Annotated in this window: 20 protein-coding genes; 12 read left to right on the top strand and 8 right to left on the bottom strand. The window is 56.6% G+C overall.

Going from position 1 to position 19,988, the window contains the following annotated elements; all coding sequences use genetic code 11:
• Positions 1–3: 3 nt before the first annotated feature.
• Positions 4–954, bottom strand: a complete 951-nt coding sequence (tal, locus tag FHC52_RS10110; protein ID WP_025912780.1) for a transaldolase — start codon at positions 952–954, stop codon at positions 4–6.
• Positions 955–1,243: 289 nt separating this feature from the next.
• Between tal and maeB the strand changes: the two genes are divergently transcribed.
• Positions 1,244–3,523, top strand: a complete 2,280-nt coding sequence (gene maeB, locus FHC52_RS10105; RefSeq protein WP_008501617.1) for an NADP-dependent oxaloacetate-decarboxylating malate dehydrogenase — start codon at positions 1,244–1,246, stop codon at positions 3,521–3,523.
• A gap of 79 nt (positions 3,524–3,602) precedes the next feature.
• Here the strand turns inward: maeB and hemF are convergent, their stop codons facing one another.
• Positions 3,603–4,502, bottom strand: coding sequence for an oxygen-dependent coproporphyrinogen oxidase (hemF, locus tag FHC52_RS10100; protein ID WP_023344644.1), 900 nt, complete (start codon positions 4,500–4,502; stop codon positions 3,603–3,605).
• A complete protein-coding gene (amiA, locus tag FHC52_RS10095) occupies positions 4,502–5,377 on the bottom strand; it encodes an N-acetylmuramoyl-L-alanine amidase AmiA (protein WP_008501615.1) in 876 nt (291 codons plus the stop codon). Before amiA ends, hemF begins: the two co-directional genes overlap by 1 nt.
• A gap of 212 nt (positions 5,378–5,589) precedes the next feature.
• Between amiA and FHC52_RS10090 the strand changes: the two genes are divergently transcribed.
• The 10 genes from FHC52_RS10090 to pdxK all read left to right on the top strand — a co-directional run bounded on the left by FHC52_RS10090 (position 5,590) and on the right by pdxK (position 13,934).
• Positions 5,590–6,015: a GNAT family acetyltransferase gene (locus FHC52_RS10090; RefSeq protein WP_008501614.1), complete on the top strand. Its 426-nt coding sequence runs from the start codon at positions 5,590–5,592 to the stop codon at positions 6,013–6,015.
• Positions 6,002–6,451: a DUF2919 domain-containing protein gene (locus FHC52_RS10085; protein WP_023294251.1), complete on the top strand. Its 450-nt coding sequence runs from the start codon at positions 6,002–6,004 to the stop codon at positions 6,449–6,451. Before FHC52_RS10090 ends, FHC52_RS10085 begins: the two co-directional genes overlap by 14 nt.
• A gap of 63 nt (positions 6,452–6,514) precedes the next feature.
• Positions 6,515–7,090 carry an RpoE-regulated lipoprotein gene (locus tag FHC52_RS10080; RefSeq protein ID WP_021241797.1) on the top strand — a complete coding sequence of 192 codons (576 nt, stop codon included), beginning with the start codon at positions 6,515–6,517 and terminating at the stop codon, positions 7,088–7,090.
• Between the two features lie 92 nt (positions 7,091–7,182).
• Entirely contained in the window at positions 7,183–8,082 is a 900-nt protein-coding gene (locus FHC52_RS10075) for a Dyp-type peroxidase (RefSeq protein ID WP_023294250.1), read from the top strand.
• Between the two features lie 174 nt (positions 8,083–8,256).
• Positions 8,257–9,270 carry a sulfate ABC transporter substrate-binding protein gene (locus FHC52_RS10070; protein ID WP_126289272.1) on the top strand — a complete coding sequence of 338 codons (1,014 nt, stop codon included), beginning with the start codon at positions 8,257–8,259 and terminating at the stop codon, positions 9,268–9,270.
• Positions 9,270–10,103 carry a sulfate/thiosulfate ABC transporter permease CysT gene (gene cysT / locus FHC52_RS10065; protein ID WP_008501609.1) on the top strand — a complete coding sequence of 278 codons (834 nt, stop codon included), beginning with the start codon at positions 9,270–9,272 and terminating at the stop codon, positions 10,101–10,103. The genes FHC52_RS10070 and cysT overlap by 1 nt, the downstream gene beginning before the upstream one ends.
• Positions 10,103–10,978 carry a sulfate/thiosulfate ABC transporter permease CysW gene (cysW, locus tag FHC52_RS10060; RefSeq protein ID WP_008501608.1) on the top strand — a complete coding sequence of 292 codons (876 nt, stop codon included), beginning with the start codon at positions 10,103–10,105 and terminating at the stop codon, positions 10,976–10,978. The genes cysT and cysW overlap by 1 nt, the downstream gene beginning before the upstream one ends.
• Positions 10,968–12,062: a sulfate/thiosulfate ABC transporter ATP-binding protein CysA gene (gene cysA / locus FHC52_RS10055; protein ID WP_008501607.1), complete on the top strand. Its 1,095-nt coding sequence runs from the start codon at positions 10,968–10,970 to the stop codon at positions 12,060–12,062. Before cysW ends, cysA begins: the two co-directional genes overlap by 11 nt.
• A gap of 118 nt (positions 12,063–12,180) precedes the next feature.
• Positions 12,181–13,092, top strand: coding sequence for a cysteine synthase CysM (cysM, locus tag FHC52_RS10050; protein WP_063616505.1), 912 nt, complete (start codon positions 12,181–12,183; stop codon positions 13,090–13,092).
• A 5-nt stretch (positions 13,093–13,097) separates the two neighbouring features.
• Positions 13,098–13,934 (top strand): pyridoxine/pyridoxal/pyridoxamine kinase, encoded by an 837-nt coding sequence (gene pdxK, locus FHC52_RS10045; RefSeq protein ID WP_008501605.1) that lies wholly within the window; start codon positions 13,098–13,100, stop codon positions 13,932–13,934.
• A 44-nt stretch (positions 13,935–13,978) separates the two neighbouring features.
• Here the strand turns inward: pdxK and crr are convergent, their stop codons facing one another.
• The 5 genes from crr to cysZ form a co-directional block, all read right to left on the bottom strand.
• Positions 13,979–14,488: a PTS glucose transporter subunit IIA gene (crr, locus tag FHC52_RS10040; RefSeq protein ID WP_003861316.1), complete on the bottom strand. Its 510-nt coding sequence runs from the start codon at positions 14,486–14,488 to the stop codon at positions 13,979–13,981.
• Between the two features lie 40 nt (positions 14,489–14,528).
• On the bottom strand, positions 14,529–16,256 hold the full coding sequence (gene ptsI / locus FHC52_RS10035; protein WP_008501604.1) for a phosphoenolpyruvate-protein phosphotransferase PtsI: 1,728 nt from the start codon (positions 16,254–16,256) through the stop codon (positions 14,529–14,531).
• Positions 16,257–16,300: 44 nt separating this feature from the next.
• A complete protein-coding gene (ptsH, locus tag FHC52_RS10030) occupies positions 16,301–16,558 on the bottom strand; it encodes a phosphocarrier protein Hpr (RefSeq protein WP_000487600.1) in 258 nt (85 codons plus the stop codon).
• Positions 16,559–16,875: 317 nt separating this feature from the next.
• Positions 16,876–17,847, bottom strand: a complete 972-nt coding sequence (cysK, locus tag FHC52_RS10025; RefSeq protein ID WP_008501603.1) for a cysteine synthase A — start codon at positions 17,845–17,847, stop codon at positions 16,876–16,878.
• 163 nt (positions 17,848–18,010) lie between these two features.
• The gene (gene cysZ, locus FHC52_RS10020) at positions 18,011–18,772 is read right to left on the bottom strand and encodes a sulfate transporter CysZ (RefSeq protein WP_063616503.1); all 762 of its coding nucleotides are present in this window, start codon (positions 18,770–18,772) and stop codon (positions 18,011–18,013) included.
• Between the two features lie 230 nt (positions 18,773–19,002).
• Here cysZ and zipA point away from each other — a divergent pair, with 230 nt between their 5' ends.
• Positions 19,003–19,986, top strand: coding sequence for a cell division protein ZipA (gene zipA / locus FHC52_RS10015; protein ID WP_021241791.1), 984 nt, complete (start codon positions 19,003–19,005; stop codon positions 19,984–19,986).
• Positions 19,987–19,988 lie beyond the last annotated feature (2 nt).

Here is a 19,988-nt window from a genome sequence, read left to right as displayed (position 1 = left end):
AGGTTAAAGTTTGGCAGCGAGAAGATCTTCGAGTTTGCGCTGGTCGACGGCGAACAGGCGGATACCTTCCGCCAGTTTTTCCACGGCCATGGCGTCCTGATTGTGCTCCCAGCGGAATTCGGCTTCGGTCATGGTTTTCGGTTTTGGCAGAACGGTAGAGGTGGGGATCAGCTTGCGGATGACCGTCTCTTCTTTGTCCTGTAGCTCCTGGAGCAGGTTAGGGGAGATGGTCAGGCGGTCGCAGCCCGCCAGGGCGAGGATCTGCTCGGTACGGCGGAAGCTGGCCCCCATCACGATGGTTTCGTACCGATGCTGTTTGTAGTAGTCGTAGATATTGCGCACCGATTTCACGCCCGGGTCCTCATCCACCACGTACGGATCCATCGGCTGTTTCGCCTGGTACCAGTCGTAGATGCGGCCAACAAACGGTGACACCAGGAACACGCCCGCTTCGGCACAGGCGCGCGCCTGGGCAAAGGAGAACAGCAGCGTCAGGTTGCAGTGAATTCCCTCTTTTTCCAGTACCTCTGCGGCGCGGATGCCTTCCCAGGTCGACGCCAGCTTGATCAGAATGCGTGATTTATCGATCCCCTGCTCCTGGTAGAGTTCCACCAGGCGGCGAGCCTTGTTGATGCTCTTTTCTTTATCGAACGAGAGGCGGGCGTCAACTTCAGTCGAGACGCGCCCCGGAATGCTTTTAAGAATTTCCGCACCAAAATTAACTGCCAGCTTGTCGCTGGCTTCGGCGACCTGCTGCTCCTGCGTCTTCCCGCGCTGTTTTCCGTAGGCAATGGCGTCATCAATCAGATGACTAAAATGGGTAAGCCCGGCTGCCTTGAGCAGTAGCGAAGGGTTGGTGGTCGCATCCTCCGGCTGATAGTGGCGAATCGACTCGATATCGCCGCTGTCTGCGACCACCGTGGTGAATTGTTTGATGCCGTCTAGCTGGTTCATAAATGATTACTCCTTGGAAATAAAAGCGTTAGCTGAGTGCGTTAGTTCACACTTCTGAGAAAATCATGATGGACTTAACAAAAAAGCATAGCAGACGGGGGAGGCATTGCTTTTGAGACGGGTAACATGGCTGTTATAAATTGATAACAATTTTTAATGTGTGATGGTGAGAGTTTGGCAGCCTTCAAAGTTTAGGAGGCGGCCTGAGGCGATACTAGGCGGCACACCAGGGTGTGCAACCGGATCGTTTTCGTCACCCTTTTGACCGATACGTGAAAGGAAAAATAAGATGGATGAGCAGTTGAAACAGAGTGCCCTCGATTTTCACGAGTTCCCTGTCCCGGGCAAAATTCAGGTCTCCCCAACCAAGCCGCTGGCGACACAGCGCGATCTGGCGCTGGCCTACTCGCCGGGCGTGGCGGCCCCGTGTCTGGAGATCGAAAAAGATCCGCTGGCGGCCTATAAATACACCGCGCGCGGCAACCTTGTTGCCGTGATCTCTAACGGCACGGCGGTACTGGGGCTCGGTAACATCGGCGCTCTGGCCGGTAAGCCGGTGATGGAAGGAAAGGGGGTGCTGTTCAAGAAATTCGCCGGTATCGACGTGTTTGATATCGAGGTGGACGAGCTCGATCCTGACAAATTCATCAACGTGGTGGCCGCGCTGGAGCCGACCTTCGGCGGGATCAACCTGGAAGACATCAAAGCGCCGGAATGTTTCTATATCGAGCAGAAGCTGCGCGAGCGTATGAACATTCCCGTGTTCCATGACGACCAGCACGGAACGGCCATTATCAGCACCGCCGCCATTCTCAACGGCCTGCGCGTGGTAGAGAAAAATCTCTCCGACGTTCGCATGGTGGTGTCCGGCGCAGGTGCGGCGGCGATTGCCTGTATGAACCTTCTGGTGGCGCTGGGGATGCAGAAACACAACATTGTGGTCTGCGACTCCAAGGGCGTGATTTACAAAGATCGCGAGCCGAACATGGCGGAAACCAAAGCGGCGTATGCGGTAGAAGACGACGGCAAGCGCACGCTTGAGGACGTGATTGACGGCGCGGATATCTTCCTCGGCTGCTCGGGTCCGAAAGTGCTGACCCAGGAGATGGTGAAGAAGATGGCGCGCGCGCCGATGATCCTGGCCCTGGCGAACCCTGAGCCGGAAATTCTGCCGCCGCTGGCGAAAGCGGTGCGTGAAGACGCCATTATCTGCACCGGGCGTTCCGACTACCCGAACCAGGTGAACAACGTGCTCTGCTTCCCGTTCATCTTCCGCGGCGCGCTGGACGTCGGCGCGACGGCGATCAACGAAGAGATGAAGCTGGCCGCGGTGCACGCCATTGCGGAGCTGGCCCACGCCGAGCAGAGTGAAGTGGTTGCCTCAGCCTATGGCGATCAGGATCTGAGCTTTGGTCCGGACTACATCATTCCAAAACCGTTCGACCCGCGTCTGATTGTCAAAATTGCCCCTGCGGTGGCAAAAGCGGCGATGGATTCCGGCGTGGCGACGCGTCCGATTGAAGACTTCGACGCTTACGTCGATAAGCTCACCGAGTTTGTCTATAAAACCAACCTGTTCATGAAGCCGATCTTCTCTCAGGCGCGCGCCGACGCGAAGCGCGTGGTGCTGGCGGAAGGGGAAGAGGCGCGCGTGCTGCACGCCACCCAGGAGCTGATCACCTTAGGCCTGGCGAAACCAATCCTGATTGGTCGTCCGAGCGTGATTGAAATGCGTATCCAGAAGCTGGGCCTGCAGATTAAGCCGGGCGTCGACTTCGAGATCGTCAACAACGAATCCGATCCGCGCTTCAAAGAGTACTGGAGCGAATACTACGCGATCATGAAGCGCCGGGGGATCACCCAGGAGCAGGCGCAGAAAGCCGTCATCAGCAACACGACGGTGATCGGCGCGATCATGGTCCATCGCGGCGAGGCGGATGCGCTGATCTGCGGCACCATCGGCGACTACCACGAGCACTTTAGCGTGGTGCAGGAGATCTTCGGCTATCGCGACGGCGTCCATACCGCCGGGGCGATGAACGCCCTGCTGCTGCCGAGCGGGAACACCTTTATCGCTGATACCTATGTTAACGACGATCCGAGCCCGGACGAGCTGGCGGAGATCACCGTGATGGCCGCCGAGACCGTGCGCCGCTTCGGTATCGAGCCGAAGGTGGCGCTGCTGTCGCACTCTAACTTCGGTTCGTCCAAATCAGCGGCGGCCTGCAAAATGCGTGAGACGCTGGCGCTGGTGCGCGAGCGCGCGCCGGAGCTGATGATTGACGGGGAAATGCACGGCGATGCGGCGCTGGTGGAGAGCATCCGTAACGAACGTATGCCGGACAGCCCGCTGAAGGGATCGGCAAACATCCTGATTATGCCGAATGTGGAAGCGGCGCGTATCAGCTATAACCTGCTGCGCGTCTCCAGCTCTGAAGGGGTGACCGTAGGACCGGTGCTGATGGGCGTGGCGAAACCGGTGCATGTGTTAACGCCGATTGCCTCCGTGCGCCGTATCGTGAATATGGTGGCGCTGGCGGTGGTTGAGGCGCAGACGCAGCCGCTGTAAGCCTTGTGAGTCGGGTAGCGCGTTCGCTTACCCGACCTACGGGTTGAGCAGGCCGGATAAGCGCAGCGCCATCCGGCAGTTAAACCCAGTCGCGTACTTTAAGGAACTCACTCAAGGCAGCCTCCGGGCTGCCTTCTTTTGGCTCGTAGCAGTACTCCCAGCGCACCAGCGGCGGCATCGACATCAGAATCGACTCCGTGCGCCCGCCGGTCTGCAGGCCAAACAGCGTCCCGCGATCCCATACCAGGTTGAACTCCACGTAGCGCCCGCGACGGTAGAGCTGGAACTCGCGCTCGCGCACGCCATAGCTGGTGTCTTTACGGCGTTCGACGATGGGCAGGTACGCGTCGGTATAGCCTTCGCCCACCGCGCGCATAAAGCTGAATGCGGTATCAAAATCAGGCGTGTTGAGATCGTCAAAGAACAGCCCGCCGATGCCGCGCTGCTCGTCGCGGTGCTTCAGGTAAAAGTAGTCATCACACCACTTTTTAAATTTCGGGTAAATGTCTTCGCCAAACGGCAGGCAAAGATCCCGCGCGGTGGTGTGCCAGTGCACGGCATCCTCTTCGAAGCCGTAGTAGGGCGTCATGTCGAAACCGCCGCCAAACCACCAGACCGGATCGGCCCCCGCTTTTTCCGCAATGAAAAAGCGCACGTTGGCGTGGCTGGTCGGCACAAACGGATTGTGCGGATGCACCACCAGCGAAACGCCCATCGCTTCGAAGCTGCGGCCCGCAAGTTCAGGACGGTGTGCCGTCGCAGACGCGGGCATCGCGTCGCCATGAACGTGGGAAAAATTCACGCCCGCTTGTTCGAAGATGCCGCCGTTACGCAGCACGCGGCTACGCCCGCCGCCGCCGGCTTCGCGCTGCCAGTTGTCTTCCTGAAATTCTCCGCCGTCAGCGGCGGCCAGTTTCTGGCAAATCTCATCCTGTAACTGCAGCAGGAAGGTTTTGACCAGTTGAGCATTGGGTTTCATCAGCGTTTCCTGGAGTGCGCTTTTTGGTTATCAAACCAGTTGAAGTAACTGATAATGCCGGAGGCGATGGCGTTGGCGATCTTCTGACGAAACGCCGTAGTGCCGAGGAGTCGCTCCTCTTCCGGGTTGGTAATGAACGAGGTTTCCACCAGCACGGACGGGATAGACGGTGATTTCAACACCACAAACGCCGCCTGTTCGGTGCTCCTGCTGTGCAGGCGATGCACTGGCTTAATCTTCTTCAGGATGTGCGAGCCGAGCGTCAGGCTGTTTTTGATCGTATCCGTCTGCACGAGGTCGAACAGCACCTGCTGTAGCAGGTGGTCTTTGTCGGTGGCTTTTTTCCCGGCGACTTCATCCGCCCGGTTTTCGCGGTCGGAGAGGTATTTTGCCATGGCGCTACTGGCGCCGCGGTTGGACAGCGCAAACACCGAGGCACCGGCGGCAGACGGGTTGGTAAAGCCGTCCGCGTGAATCGACATAAACAGATCCGCCCCGTGCTGGTGGGCGATCTCTACGCGATCGTACAGCGGAATAAAGGTGTCGCCAGAGCGCGTCAGACGCGCGTCAATGCCGTTGCTGCGTAGAATCGCCCGCACATTTTTTGCAATCGCCAGCACGACGTGTTTTTCTTTCGACCCGTTTTTGCCGATGGCGCCGGTATCAATACCGCCGTGGCCAGGGTCGAGCATCACCAGGCGCTTTGCGCCCGGCTTTTTGGTTTTCGGTTTGCTGTGTCCGTTACTGGTTTTAAGCGTGCTCTCGTCTTTTGCCTGAGCCTGCTTTGCGATGCCCGTTAACGTTAAGGCCGCCAGCCCCGCTTTGAGAACCTGACGACGCGATGTGAGTGCTTTTAATGGTTTGAATGTGCTCATGCGGCCTGAATACTAAAAAAAGGGGTCCTGGTGTTATATCGTATCGCGTTTAGCGTTACGACAGTCCTTATTGAGAATTGTTTTACTTTTCATTTCAATACGTGACAAAGTGACATTATGCCAAATTTTGGCGAGATTTTCCCCGGTTATTGGCTAAAGGCGTGGTTCGCGCCATAATCACTGTTTTTAAACCCGAAAAGGCGGTTAATACCATGGAGATACGCGTTTTTCGCCAGGAAGATTTCGAAGAGGTGATCACCCTTTGGGAGCGCTGCGATCTGCTGCGTCCGTGGAACGATCCGGAAATGGATATCGAACGTAAGGTGAATCACGACGTCAGTCTGTTTCTGGTTGCGGAAGTCAATGGCGAGGTTGTGGGGACGGTGATGGGCGGTTATGACGGCCATCGCGGCTCGGCCTATTATCTGGGCGTTCATCCGGAATACCGTGGTCGCGGTATTGCCAATGCGCTGCTCAACCGGCTCGAGAAGAAGCTGATCGCCCGCGGCTGTCCGAAAATCCAGATCATGGTGCGGGAAGATAACGACGTGGTGCTGGGCATGTATGAACGCCTGGGCTACGTACACGCTGACGTGCTGAATTTAGGAAAGCGTCTCATCGAAGATGAAGAGTACTGAGATCCATCCGGCAGATTATGACGCGCAGGGTCGCGTCAGGCTGCCCTTTTTATTCTGGTGCGTTCTGCTGCTTCAGGCCCGCACCTGGGTGCTGTTTGTGATGGCCGCCGCGTCGCGCGGGCAGGGCGACACGCTGCTGACGCTCTTTTATCCCGATCACGATGCCTTCTGGCTCGGCTTGCTGCCGGGCGTACCGGCGGTGGTGGCTTTCTTGTGCAGCGGTCGGCGGCACGTAATCCCGCGCTTGTGGCGCGCGCTTCGCGGGCTGCTGATCCTTGCCCAAATTGCGCTGCTCTTCTGGCAGCCGGTACTCTGGTGGTACGGTGAACCGCTGACGGGCATCGGCGTTGCGCTGGTGGTTGCCGATATCGTGGCGCTGCTGTGGCTGCTGACCAACCCACGTCTTCGCGCCTGTTTTGTGCCTCAGGATGATTAATCCGGCACTTTTTGCCGATGTCGCACTCCAACAAGCGTTGATTTAACACGTAAGGACGTTTCAATGAAATCGCTGCGTTTAGTTTTATGCGCTCTTCCGCTGGCATTGACCGGCTGTTCGACGCTCTCCTCCATTAACTGGTCCGCTGCGTATCCGTGGAACTGGTTTGGCTCATCAACGGAAGTGACCGAGCAGGGCGTGGGTAAAATTACCGCCGCGACGGCGCTGGATCAGAATGCTATTCAGGATGCGCTCAGCAGTGACTACCGCCTGCGCAGCGGCATGAAAACAGAGAATGGCAATATAGTGCGCTATTACGAGGCGCTGAAGGGCGACAAGCTGGCGCTGGCGATCAACGGTGACAAAGGCACGGTAAACCGGATCGCGGTGATGGATGAAGATATTCCGACCGCCAGCGGCGTGAAGGTCGGGACGCCGTTTAGCGATCTTTATAAGCAGGCCTTTGGCAACTGCACCAGCGTGCCATCCGACGATGAGGTGGCGGTGGAGTGTAAGGCGGAAGGCAGCCAGCACATCAGCTATGTTTTTACCGGCACCTGGAGCGGCCCGGAAGGGTTGATGCCGTCTGACGACACCCTGAAGAGCTGGAAGGTGAGCAAAATACTCTGGAAGCAGTAATTTGCGTCTGAACAAACCGCCTCGCTGAAATCCGGGTATAATAGCCGCCATCAATGCCACGCTGACGTGGCATCTTTATTTCAGGAGGAGCGATGTCTCAGGTTCAGAGTGGCATTTTGCCAGAACATTGCCGCGCGGCGATTTGGATTGAAGCCAATGTCAAAGGGGACGTGGATGCCCTGCGTGCGGCCAGCAAAGCGTTTATTGATAAACTGGCGACCTTCCAGGCCAAATTCCCGGAAGCCCACCTCGGCGCCGTTGTTGCGTTTGGCAATAACGTCTGGCGTCAGCTGAGCGGCGGTGAAGGGGCAGAAGAGCTGAAGGACTTCATTCCTTACGGCAAAGGCCTTGCACCTGCGACCCAGTACGACGTGCTGATCCACATCCTTTCTCTGCGTCACGACGTGAACTTCTCCGTTGCCCAGGCGGCGGTGGCGGCCTTTGGCGACAGCATCGAGGTGCAGGAAGAGGTTCACGGTTTCCGCTGGGTAGAAGAGCGCGATCTGAGCGGCTTCGTCGACGGGACGGAAAACCCAGCGGGTGAAGAGACGCGTCGTGAAGTCGCGGTAATCAAAGACGGCGTGGACGCGGGCGGCAGCTACGTGTTCGTGCAGCGCTGGGAGCATAACCTCAAGCAGCTTAACCGCATGAGCGTGCACGACCAGGAGATGATGATTGGCCGCACCAAAGAAGCTAACGAAGAGATCGACGGCGATGACCGTCCGGTCACCTCGCACCTGACCCGCGTTGACCTAAAAGAAGACGGCAAAGGGCTGAAGATTGTCCGCCAGAGCCTGCCGTACGGTACCGCAAGCGGCACGCACGGCCTCTACTTCTGCGCCTACTGCGCGCGCCTGCATAACATTGAACAGCAGCTGCTGAGCATGTTCGGCGATACCGACGGCAAGCGCGACGCCATGCTGCGCTTCACCAAACCGGTGACCGGCGGCTACTACTTCGCGCCGTCCGTCGAGCGTCTGCTGGCGCTGTAAACCGCTTTCCATACGTAGGCCGGGTAAGCGTTAGCGCCACCCGGCAATTTTCCCCGCGCCTTATTCCCTTTTCTGCTTCTAAATCACCAAACGGTATATAAAACCGTTACTGCTTTCATCACCGTTATAAATATTATGACTATAAGATAGTCATCACATTTATAAGGGTGCGCAATGGCCGTTACTGTACTGAAAAAAGGAACTCTGGCGCTGGCAGGTTTACTGCTGGTGGCACAGGCGCAGGCGACTGAACTGTTGAACAGTTCGTATGACGTCTCCCGCGAGCTGTTTGCCGCCCTTAATCCCCCGTTCGAACAGCAGTGGGCGAAAGACAATAACGGCGACAAGCTGACCATCAAGCAGTCTCACGCCGGTTCATCCAAGCAGGCGCTGGCCATCCTTCAGGGGCTGAAAGCGGACGTCGTGACCTACAACCAGGTGACTGACGTGCAGATCCTGCACGACAAAGGCAAGCTGATCCCGGCGGACTGGCAGAGCCGTCTGCCGAACAACAGCTCGCCGTTCTACTCCACCATGGGTTTCCTGGTGCGCAAGGGCAATCCGAAGAATATCCACGACTGGAGCGACCTGGTGCGTTCCGACGTGAAGCTGATTTTCCCGAATCCAAAAACCTCCGGTAACGCGCGTTACACCTATTTAGCGGCGTGGGGCGCGGCGGACAAGGCTGGCGGTAACGATAAAGCCAAAACCGAGCAGTTCATGACCCAGTTCCTGAAAAACGTCGAAGTGTTTGATACCGGCGGCCGCGGGGCGACCACGACCTTCGCAGAGCGCGGCCTGGGCGATGTGCTGATCAGCTTTGAGTCGGAAGTGAACAACATCCGCAAGCAGTATGAAGCGCAGGGCTTTGAGGTGGTTATCCCGAAAACCAACATTCTGGCCGAATTCCCGGTCGCATGGGTGGATAAAAACGTGCAGGCAAACGGTACCGAGAAAGCGGCAAAAGCCTATCTCAATTACCTGTACAGCCCTCAGGCGCAGGCCATCATTACCGATTACTACTACCGCGTGAACAACCCGGACGTGATGAACAAGCTGAAAGATAAGTTCCCGCAGACCGCGCTGTTCCGCGTGGAAGACCATTTTGGCTCCTGGCCAGACGTGATGAAAACGCATTTTGCCAGCGGCGGTGAGTTAGACAAACTGCTGGCGGCGGGGCATAAGTAATGTTTGCAGTCTCGACCAAACGCGTGCTGCCGGGCTTTACATTAAGCCTCGGGACCAGCCTGCTGTTCGTCTGCCTGATTCTGCTGTTGCCGCTCAGCGCGCTGGTGATGCAGCTTGCGCAGATGAGCTGGGCGCAGTACTGGGACGTGATCACCAACCCGCAGGTGGTGGCTGCCTATAAGGTGACGCTGCTGTCGGCGTTTGTCGCCTCCATTTTTAACGGCGTGTTCGGCCTGCTGATGGCGTGGATCCTGACCCGCTATCGCTTCCCGGGCCGCACGCTGCTTGACGCCCTGATGGATCTGCCGTTTGCGCTGCCGACGGCGGTCGCGGGCTTAACCCTCGCGTCGCTCTTCTCCGTGAACGGGCTGTACGGCGAGTGGCTGGCGAAATTTGACATCAAGGTGACCTATACCTGGCTCGGTATCGCGGTGGCGATGGCCTTTACCAGCATCCCGTTTGTGGTGCGTACCGTGCAGCCGGTGCTGGAAGAGTTAGGTCCGGAATACGAAGAAGCGGCGGAAACGCTGGGCGCCACGCGCTGGCAGAGCTTCCGCAAAGTGGTGCTGCCGGAGCTGTCTCCGGCGCTGATGGCGGGCGTCGCGCTGTCGTTTACCCGCAGCCTCGGCGAGTTCGGCGCGGTGATTTTTATCGCCGGGAACATCGCCTGGAAAACGGAAGTGACCTCGCTGATGATTTTCATTCGCCTGCAGGAGTTTGATTATCCGGCGGCGAGCGCGATCGCTTCGGTGATCCTCGCGGCATCGCTGCTGCTGCTGTACTCGATTAACACTCTGCAAAGTCGCTTTGGTCGACGTGTGGTAGGTCACTGATGGCGGAAGTTACGCAATTGAAGCGATACGATGCGCCCCGCATCAACTGGGGTAAATGGTTTCTGATTGGGGCGGGCGTGCTGGTTTCCGCCCTCATTCTCGTCGTGCCGACGATTTATATCTTCGTTCAGGCGTTCAGCAAGGGCCTGATGCCCGCGCTGGAAAACCTGGCGAACCCGGATATGCTGCACGCCATCTGGCTGACCGTGCTGATTGCCCTGATCACCGTTCCGGTGAACCTGGTGTTCGGTACCCTGCTGGCGTGGCTGGTGACGCGCTTTAATTTCCCGGGACGTCAGCTGCTGCTGACCCTGCTGGATATTCCCTTCGCCGTGTCGCCGGTGGTGGCGGGCCTGGTGTATCTGCTCTTCTACGGCTCCAACGGCCCGCTGGGCGGCTGGCTGGATGCGCATAACCTGCAGATCATGTTCGCCTGGCCGGGCATGGTGCTGGTCACCATCTTCGTGACCTGTCCGTTTGTGGTGCGCGAGCTGGTGCCGGTGATGTTAAGCCAGGGGAGCAACGAAGACGAAGCGGCGGTGCTGCTGGGTGCGTCGGGCTGGCAGATGTTCCGCCGCGTGACCCTGCCGAACATCCGCTGGGCGCTGCTTTATGGCGTGGTGCTGACCAACGCCCGCGCGATTGGTGAATTCGGTGCCGTTTCCGTCGTCTCTGGCTCCATTCGGGGTGAAACTCTGTCGCTGCCGCTGCAGATTGAACTCCTGCAGCAGGACTACAACACCATCGGCGCCTTTACTGCCGCAGCGTTGCTGACGCTGATGGCGATTTTGACCCTGTTTTTGAAGAGTGTGGTGCAGTGGCGTTTAGAAAATCAGGAAAAACGTCAGCATCAGGAGGGAAATCATGAGCATTGAGATTGCCAATATTAAGAAGTCTTTTGGTCGCACCCAGGTGCTGAATGATATCTCGCTGGATATCCCTTCCGGACAAATGGTGGCGCTGCTGGGGCCGTCTGGCTCGGGCAAAACCACGCTGTTGCGCATTATCGCCGGGCTTGAGCACCAGACCAGCGGACACATCCGCTTCCACGGCACCGACGTGAGCCGCCTGCACGCCCGCGATCGTAAAGTGGGCTTTGTGTTCCAGCACTACGCGCTGTTCCGCCACATGACCGTGTTTGACAACATTGCGTTTGGCCTCACGGTGCTGCCGCGTCGCGAGCGCCCGGATGCGGCAACTATTAAGGCGAAAGTGACCAAACTGCTGGAGATGGTGCAGCTGGCGCATCTGGCGGACCGTTTCCCGGCCCAGCTGTCCGGCGGGCAGAAACAGCGCGTGGCGCTGGCGCGCGCGCTGGCCGTTGAGCCGCAAATTCTGCTGCTGGATGAACCCTTTGGCGCGCTGGATGCACAGGTGCGTAAAGAGCTGCGCCGCTGGCTGCGTCAGCTCCATGAAGAGCTGAAATTCACCAGCGTCTTTGTGACCCACGACCAGGAAGAGGCGATGGAAGTCGCGGATCGCGTGGTGGTCATGAGTCAGGGCAACATTGAGCAGGTTGACGAGCCGGAGCAGCTCTGGCGTGAACCGGCGACCCGCTTCGTGCTGGAGTTTATGGGCGAGGTGAACCGTCTGCAGGGCACTATCCGCGGTGGGCAGTTCCACGTCGGCGCGCACCGCTGGCCGCTGGGCTATACCTCCGCCCACCAGGGTCCGGTCGATCTGTTCCTGCGTCCGTGGGAAGTGGATGTGAGCCGTCGAACCAGTCTGGACTCACCGCTGCCGGTACAGGTGCTGGAAGCGAGCCCTAAAGGGCACTACACCCAACTGGTGGTTCAGCCGCTGGGCTGGTATACCGAGCCGCTGACCGTGGTCATGCGCGACGACGTCCCGCCGCATCGGGGAGAGCGCCTGTTTGTCGGTCTTCAGCATGCCCGTATTTATCACGGCAAGGAACGCATCGAGACGCGCGAGGATATTGCTCTGGCGGAGTCAGCCTGATAGGTTATTAGGATGTTTATCGCCCGGTGGCGCTGCGCTGACCGGGCCTACAGCTAAAACTGCGTCTTGTAGGCCGGGATCGCTGCGCGCAACCCGGCTTTTTTATTGAGTAAAAATCGTGAAAACACTCGAACACACCATCGGCAATACCCCTCTGGTCAAACTTCAGCGCATGGGGCCGGATAACGGCAGCGAAATCTGGGTCAAACTCGAAGGCAATAACCCGGCGGGGTCGGTGAAAGATCGGGCCGCACTGTCGATGATCGTCCAGGCTGAAAAGCGCGGCGAGATTAAGCCGGGCGACGTGCTGATTGAAGCCACCAGCGGCAACACCGGTATCGCCCTGGCGATGATTGCGGCGCTGAAAGGCTACCGCATGAAGCTGCTGATGCCGGACAATATGAGTCAGGAGCGTCGCGCCGCGATGCGTGCCTACGGAGCCGAGCTGATTCTGGTGACCAAAGAGCAGGGGATGGAAGGCGCGCGCGACCTGGCGTTAGAAATGGCCGAGCGCGGCGAAGGTAAACTGCTCGATCAGTTTAACAACCCGGACAACCCTTACGCGCACTACACCACCACCGGCCCGGAAATCTGGCAGCAAACCGACGGGCGCATTACCCATTTTGTCTCCAGCATGGGCACCACGGGAACCATTACCGGCGTATCCCGTTTTCTGCGCGAGCAGGCGAAAACCGTCACCGTCGTTGGCCTGCAGCCGGAAGAGGGGAGCAGCATTCCGGGCATTCGCCGCTGGCCTGCGGAGTATATGCCGGGCATTTTTAATGCACAGCTTGTGGACCAGGTGCTGGATCTTCACCAGCGCGAGGCGGAAAATACCATGCGTGAGCTGGCCGTGCGCGAAGGTATCTTCTGTGGCGTCAGCTCGGGCGGCGCGGTAGCGGGTGCGATTCGGGTGGCGCAGGCAAACCCGGGTGCAGTAGTGGTGGCGATTATTTGCGATCGCGGCGATCGCTATCTCTCTACCGGCGTCTTTGGAGAAGAGAGTTATTCGCAGGGGGCGGGGATTTAAGCGTCATGGAGATGATTCTATTCCGGGATAATACCCGGGCGCAGCAAACCGATATTGTCGCGGTGCAGTCGCAGGTGGTGTACGGCAGCGTGGGGAACAGCATTGCGGTACCGAATATTCGTACCCACAGGCTGAACGTCACCGCCGTACCGACGGTACTGTTCAGCAACACGCCACACTATGACACCTTCTACGGCGGCGTGATCCCCGATGAGTGGTTCAGCGGCTACCTTAAGGCGCTGGAAGAGCGAGAGATCCTGCGCGAGCTTAAGGCGGTCACCACCGGCTATATGGGCAGCGCCAGCCAGATCGTCCTGCTGGCGCAGTGGCTGAAGGCGGTCAAAGCGCAGCATCCTGACCTGCTGGTACTGGTCGATCCGGTTATCGGCGATATCGACAGCGGGATGTACGTGAAGCCTGAGATCCCCGAAGCGTATCGGGAGCACCTGCTGCCGCTGGCGCAGGGGATCACGCCCAATGTCTACGAGCTGGAAGTGTTAAGCGGCAAGCCGTGCCGCACGCCGGAAAGCGCCATCGCGGCGGCGCAAGGACTGCTCTCAGACAGCCTGAAATGGGTGGCGATCACCAGTGCGCCGGTTGCCGACGATCCGCAAAACATCCACGTGGTGCTGGTCTCACGCGAGGGCGTCACCGTCAGCGCGCATCCGCGCGTAGAAACCGATCTGAAAGGGACGGGCGACCTGTTCTGTTCAGAGCTGGTGAGCGGCATTGTTGAGGGGAAAACCGTTGCCGATGCCATTCGCATGGCCGGCGATCGGGTGACTGACGTGATGCTGTATACCCAGTCGAAAGGCTACGACGAGCTTATCCTCCCGGCATAAACAAAAATGGCGCCCGAAGGCGCCATTTTTCTGTGCGGCAAGAATTACTTCTTGATGCGGATAACCGGGGTTTCACCCACGGTGACGCTGCCAGACAGTTTGATCAGTTCTTTGATTTCGTCCATGTTGGAGATAACAACCGGCGTCAGGGTAGACTTGGCTTTTTCTTCCAGCAGTGGCAGATCGAATTCAATCACCGGGTCGCCAACTTTCACACGCTGGCCTTCTTCCGCGATACGTTTGAAGCCTTCGCCTTTCAGTTCAACGGTGTCGATACCGAAGTGAACGAACAGTTCGATACCGCTATCAGATTCGATAGAGAACGCATGGTTGGTTTCAAAAATTTTACCGATGGTGCCGTCAACTGGAGCAACCATTTTGTTGCCAGTTGGTTTGATAGCAATGCCATCACCAACGATTTTCTCAGCAAACACTACATCCGGCACGTCTTCGATGTTGACGATCTCGCCGGAGAGCGGAGCAACAATCTCAATAGTTCCGGAGTCTTTCTTATCATCAGAAACCAGAGATTTCAGTTTATCGAACAAACCCATGATCTTCTCCTAAGCAGTAATTTGGGCCGCATCTCGTGGATTAGCAGATTGTTTTTTCTTCAATGAACTTGTTAACCAGCGTCATTAACTCGTCCGTTGTCGGTTGAGCAAGAGCCTGCTCTGCTAACACCTTCGCATCTTCGAAGTTCGTGTTACGGATAATCTTCTTAATGCGCGGGATGGAAATGGCGCTCATAGAGAATTCGTCCAGACCCATACCCAGCAACAGAAGTGTAGCACGTTCGTCGCCTGCAAGCTCACCACACATGCCAGTCCATTTACCTTCTGCATGAGAAGCATCAATAACTTGCTTGATCAAGTTCAGTACGGACGGTGACATTGGCTGGTAGAGATGTGAAATCATATCATTACCACGGTCAACTGCCAGGGTGTACTGCGTTAAATCATTGGTACCGATACTAAAGAAATCAACTTCTTTGGCTAAATGACGCGCAATGGTCGCCGCCGCTGGTGTTTCCACCATCACGCCGATCTCGATTGACTCGTCAAACGCTTTACCTTCGTCGCGCAGTTCCTGTTTGTAGATTTCGATCTCTTTCTTCAGTGCACGCACTTCTTCAACAGAGATGATCATCGGGAACATGATGCGCAGCTTACCGAAAGCGGACGCACGCAGGATTGCGCGAACCTGGTCACGCAGGATCTCTTTACGATCCATCGCAATACGCACGGCACGCCAGCCCAGGAACGGGTTCTCTTCTTTCGGGAAGTTCATGTACGGCAGCTCTTTGTCGCCACCGATGTCCATGGTACGGACGATAACCGCCTGAGAGCCACAGGCTTCAGCAACGGCTTTATACGCAGCAAACTGCTCTTCTTCCGTTGGCAGCGCGTCGCGGTCCATGAACAGGAATTCTGTACGATAGAGACCAACGCCTTCCGCACCGTTGCGCTCAGCGCCATCAACGTCGCGGACGGTACCGATGTTTGCGCACACTTCTACCTGATGGCCGTCCAGAGTGATGGCTGGCAGGTCTTTCAGCTTAGCGAGTTCCGCTTTTTCAGTCGCAACCTGCTCCTGAACCGCGCGCAGTTTTTCGATCTCTTCGTTAGTTGGGTTGACGTAAACCAGATTGTTTACGGCATCCAGAATCAGATAATCGCCGTTTTTCACCTGAGAGGTGACGCTACCGGTACCCACGATGGCAGGCAGTTCCAGAGAACGCGCCATGATAGAGGTGTGGGAGGTACGGCCGCCCGCATCGGTGATGAAACCGAGGACCTTTTTCAGGTTCAGCTGTGCGGTTTCAGACGGGGTGAGGTCAGCGGCAACCAGGATCACTTCATCCTGAATGGCGCTCAGGTCGATAATGGCCAGACCCAGGATGTTGCGCAGCAGGCGCTTACCGATGTCACGTACGTCAGCCGCACGCTCTTTCAGGTATTCATCATCCAGTTCTTCCAGGGCAGTTGCCTGACCTTCGATAACTTCATGCGCAGCCGCGTCGGCCGTCATGCCTTTATCTTTAATCAGGGCTATGATTTCCTGCTCCAGCTCCTCATCTTCGAGCAGCATGATGTGCCCTTCGAAGATGGCTTCTTTTTCTTCACCGAAAGTTTCGCCAGCTTTAGTTTTGATTGCTTCCAGTTGCGCAGATGCCTTGGCACGACCGCTCAGAAAACGTTCAACTTCCTGATCAACCTTGTCGGCAGAAATTTTTTTCCGGTCGATGACGATCTCGTCTTCTTTCAGCAGCAGTGCTTTGCCGAAAGCGATACCCGGGGATGCTAAAATGCCTGAAATCATAACCCTACCTTACTTGTGACTGATATTTAAAAGAACCCGGAAACTTACTCGAGCTCAGCCATCAGTTTTACCAGATGCTCAACTGCTTTCTGCTCGTCTTCACCTTCCGCAGAGATGGTGACTACGGTGCCCTGAGTCAGGCCCAGAGTCTGCAGTTTGAACAGGCTTTTTGCGCTGGCGCTTTTGCCGTTGGAAGTCACAGTGATTTCAGAAGTGAAGCCTTTCGCTTCTTTAACAAACTGAGCAGCAGGGCGGGTGTGCAGACCGTTCGGAGCGGTAATGGTAACTTCTTGCTGGAACATTGTATTTCCCCAACTTATAGGTTTAGTGTTGTGGAACTAAAGTCTAGCCTGGCGACTGAACTTTAGCCTGTATTGTTAGCGCTGACGTTTCGATCGTCATTAAACATTATGCAGCGAAAGCAAGACTTGAACCAAATCATAAAATCGATTCAGCAAGGCTATTTCGTTCGCTGATTAATTTCACGCATCAAAATAATTGCTGGTTTAAATACCAGACCCAACGGGGTGAAGCAATGCCAGGAGGGGCAAAAGTTTGAAGCAGGCCACAAAAAAGCACCTGAAAAGGTGCTTTTTTACGCGTTATTAACATAGTGGCACTACTGTTGCAGCTCTTTTTCAGTGAACAGATCGGCAAACAGTGCGGTGCTCAAGTAACGCTCACCCGAGGAAGGAAGGATTACCACAATATTCTTATTGGTAAAGGCCTCATCTTCCTGAAGTTTAAGCGCTGCCGCAACGGCCGCACCGGAAGATATACCTGCCAGAATGCCTTCTTCATCCATCAGGCGACGCGCGGTAGAGATGGCTTCTTCGTTCGTGATAGTGACCACTTTATCGATCAGCTTCAGATCCAGGTTGCCCGGAATGAAGCCTGCGCCAATCCCCTGAATTTTGTGCGGGCCGGGTTTGAGCTCTTCCCCCGCCAGGGCCTGGGTGATAACCGGTGAATCAGTCGGCTCAACGGCAACGGTGATCAGCTCTTTTTTACCTTTGGTGCCTTTAATATAGCGTGACACGCCGGTCAGCGTGCCGCCGGTACCTACGCCGGAGATAAAGACGTCAACCTGGCCGTCGGTATCTTCCCAGATTTCCGGGCCGGTGGTCTTCTCGTGAATTTCCGGGTTAGCCGGGTTGCTGAACTGCTGCAGCAGCAGGTATTTCGCCGGATCGCTGGCCACAATCTCTTCGGCTTTCTGAATGGCACCCTTCATGCCCTTCGCGCCTTCGGTCAGCACCAGGTTCGCGCCCAGCGCTTTAAGCAGCTTACGACGCTCGATGCTCATGGTTTCAGGCATGGTCAGCGTCAGCTTGTAGCCGCGCGCGGCAGCAACATAGGCCAGAGCGATCCCGGTATTGCCGCTGGTCGGTTCCACCAGCTCAACGCCCGGCTTCAGTACGCCACGTTTTTCAGCATCCCAAATCATGTTTGCACCGATACGGCATTTTACGCTGAAGCTCGGGTTACGTGATTCGACCTTCGCCAGGATGCGTCCATTACCGATACGGTTCAGTCGAACCAGGGGCGTATGACCGATAGTCAGCGAGTTGTCTTCATAAATCTTACTCATGGCCTGTCCTTAACTGTATGAAATTGGGATACCGACCCAGCATACCTGCTAAGCAGGTAGGGGGAAGTAAGGAATTCGCATATCTATATACTGCAAGGAAATAATGGGGATCAGTATGGAATAAGGGGCGGCATAAGCCACCCCTGCTTTACACATTTTTGCATTATTTCCATAACGCGTGCTTAGCACGGTAGCAGTCGACCCACATGGCGGTCGCGCCGCAAACGGCAACCGGCATGATGAACAGATTCAGGAACGGAATCATAGTGAACAGGCTGATCAGCGCGCCAAACTGCATATTGGCGATCTTCTGGCTGCGCAGGGCGGTGCGCATCTCTTTAAACGGCACCTTGTGGTTATCGAACGGATAGTCGCAGTACTGGATGGCCAGCATCCAGGCGCTGAACAGGAACCACAGCACCGGTGCCACCGTCTGGCCAATGCCGGGCACAAAATAGAGGATAAGCAGCACAACCGCGCGGGGCAGGTACCAGGCAAACTTCTGCCATTCACGCTTCATAATGCGAGGGAGGTCTTTCATGATCCCCAGGATGCCCGTGTCCGGCGGTGTTGCGCCGGTAAGGCGCGCTTCCAGCTGTTCCGCCAGCAAACCGTTAAACGGCGCGGCTATCCAGTTGGCAATCGTCGAGAAGAAGTAGCCAAATACCAGCAAAACGGAGATCACCGCCACCGGCCAGAGCAGGTAGTTAAGCCATTGCAGCCAGTCCGGCACGTAGCTCATCAGCGATGGGATCCAGCTTTCCAGTTTTGTGAACAGCCACCAGAACGCGCCGCCCATCAGAATAATGTTGATCAACAGCGGCAGAATGACGAAGCGTCGAATACCCGGCAGAGAGACCAGTTTCCAGCCCTGAGAAAAATACCAGACGCCGCTGCGCGGGGGAGAAGAAGATGTTGAAACCATAGCCAGGCTGTACTCCTTTTTACACAACCAGTGGAATTGCCCGCCTATATTATCCACTTACGGACCAATGACCAGTTCGAAAATGTTCGAAAAACCAGCAAAAAGCACGATTTCCTTCATCTTTATGCTGTGAATGCTCTGCACACACTTGCACTTGACGTAAACGGCAAATACTCTTAGTGAGTAAATGTTTGCCGTGGTGGCAAGGTGTTAGAACAACAGAGAATATAATGATGCAGGATTTGCGTCTGATATTAATCATTGTTGGCGCGATCGCCATAATCGCTTTACTGGTACATGGTTTCTGGACCAGCCGTAAAGAGCGTTCCTCGATGTTTCGCGATCGCCCACTGAAGCGCATGAAGTCCAGTCGTGACGACGATGACAGTGAAGATGACATCGATGGAAGCGACGATGACGGCGTGGGTGAAGTTCGTGTTCATCGGGTCAATACTGCGCCCGGCGTAGGCCATGGGGAGCATGAAGCACCTCGTCCTTCGCAGCACCAGTATCAACCGCCGTATGCTTCTGCACAGCCGCGCCAGCCAGCGCCACAGCCTGTGGAAGAACCGGTGCGCCAGCCGCCGCAACAGCCTGTGTATCAGCAGCCTGCTGCGCCACAGCCGGTTCAACAACAACCCGTGCAGCAGCCTGTGCAACAGCAGCCTGCGCAACCGGTACATCAACCGCAGCAGCCTGTTCATGTTCAACCTGCGCCGCAGCCCGCTCCGGCCCCGCACGTTGAGCCTGAGCCCGTTGTAGAGCCAGAGCCGGTTGTTGAAAAACCGCAGCGTAAAGAAGCGGTGATCATCATGAACGTGGCCGCCCATCACGGCAGCCATCTGAACGGTGACGTACTGCTGAACAGTATTCAACAGGCCGGCTTCAAGTTTGGTGATATGAATATCTTCCATCGTCACCTGAGCCCGGACGGTAGCGGCCCGGCGCTATTTAGCCTGGCCAATATGGTTAACCCTGGCACATTCGACCCAGAAATGACGGGCGATTTCGTGACGCCGGGTGTCACTATCTTTATGCAGGTGCCGTCCTACGGCGACGAACTGCAGAACTTTAAGCTGATGCTGCAATCCGCTCAGCACATCGCTGACGAAGTGGGTGGTGTGGTGCTCGACGATCAGCGTCGCATGATGACCCCGCAGAAGCTGCGTGAGTATCAGGACCGCATCCGCGAAGTTAAGGAAGCCAACGCGTAACC

Origin of the sequence: Enterobacter sp. EC_64 (assembly GCF_019584165.1) — a bacterium.
Taxonomy (GTDB): domain Bacteria; phylum Pseudomonadota; class Gammaproteobacteria; order Enterobacterales; family Enterobacteriaceae; genus Enterobacter; species Enterobacter roggenkampii.
This window is presented reverse-complemented; position numbering and strand designations above follow the sequence as displayed.

What these genes read in the sequence shown, in the direction of transcription:
- tal (WP_025912780.1), bottom strand. Translation starts at nt 954, where the DNA reads ATGAACCAGCTAGACGGCATCAAACAATTCACCACGGTGGTCGCAGAC.
- maeB (WP_008501617.1), top strand. Translation starts at nt 1,244, where the DNA reads ATGGATGAGCAGTTGAAACAGAGTGCCCTCGATTTTCACGAGTTCCCT.
- hemF (WP_023344644.1), bottom strand. Translation starts at nt 4,502, where the DNA reads ATGAAACCCAATGCTCAACTGGTCAAAACCTTCCTGCTGCAGTTACAG.
- amiA (WP_008501615.1), bottom strand. Translation starts at nt 5,377, where the DNA reads ATGAGCACATTCAAACCATTAAAAGCACTCACATCGCGTCGTCAGGTT.
- FHC52_RS10090 (WP_008501614.1), top strand. Translation starts at nt 5,590, where the DNA reads ATGGAGATACGCGTTTTTCGCCAGGAAGATTTCGAAGAGGTGATCACC.
- FHC52_RS10085 (WP_023294251.1), top strand. Translation starts at nt 6,002, where the DNA reads ATGAAGAGTACTGAGATCCATCCGGCAGATTATGACGCGCAGGGTCGC.
- FHC52_RS10080 (WP_021241797.1), top strand. Translation starts at nt 6,515, where the DNA reads ATGAAATCGCTGCGTTTAGTTTTATGCGCTCTTCCGCTGGCATTGACC.
- FHC52_RS10075 (WP_023294250.1), top strand. Translation starts at nt 7,183, where the DNA reads ATGTCTCAGGTTCAGAGTGGCATTTTGCCAGAACATTGCCGCGCGGCG.
- FHC52_RS10070 (WP_126289272.1), top strand. Translation starts at nt 8,257, where the DNA reads ATGGCCGTTACTGTACTGAAAAAAGGAACTCTGGCGCTGGCAGGTTTA.
- cysT (WP_008501609.1), top strand. Translation starts at nt 9,270, where the DNA reads ATGTTTGCAGTCTCGACCAAACGCGTGCTGCCGGGCTTTACATTAAGC.
- cysW (WP_008501608.1), top strand. Translation starts at nt 10,103, where the DNA reads ATGGCGGAAGTTACGCAATTGAAGCGATACGATGCGCCCCGCATCAAC.
- cysA (WP_008501607.1), top strand. Translation starts at nt 10,968, where the DNA reads ATGAGCATTGAGATTGCCAATATTAAGAAGTCTTTTGGTCGCACCCAG.
- pdxK (WP_008501605.1), top strand. Translation starts at nt 13,098, where the DNA reads ATGGAGATGATTCTATTCCGGGATAATACCCGGGCGCAGCAAACCGAT.
- crr (WP_003861316.1), bottom strand. Translation starts at nt 14,488, where the DNA reads ATGGGTTTGTTCGATAAACTGAAATCTCTGGTTTCTGATGATAAGAAA.
- ptsI (WP_008501604.1), bottom strand. Translation starts at nt 16,256, where the DNA reads ATGATTTCAGGCATTTTAGCATCCCCGGGTATCGCTTTCGGCAAAGCA.
- ptsH (WP_000487600.1), bottom strand. Translation starts at nt 16,558, where the DNA reads ATGTTCCAGCAAGAAGTTACCATTACCGCTCCGAACGGTCTGCACACC.
- cysK (WP_008501603.1), bottom strand. Translation starts at nt 17,847, where the DNA reads ATGAGTAAGATTTATGAAGACAACTCGCTGACTATCGGTCATACGCCC.
- cysZ (WP_063616503.1), bottom strand. Translation starts at nt 18,772, where the DNA reads ATGGTTTCAACATCTTCTTCTCCCCCGCGCAGCGGCGTCTGGTATTTT.
- zipA (WP_021241791.1), top strand. Translation starts at nt 19,003, where the DNA reads ATGATGCAGGATTTGCGTCTGATATTAATCATTGTTGGCGCGATCGCC.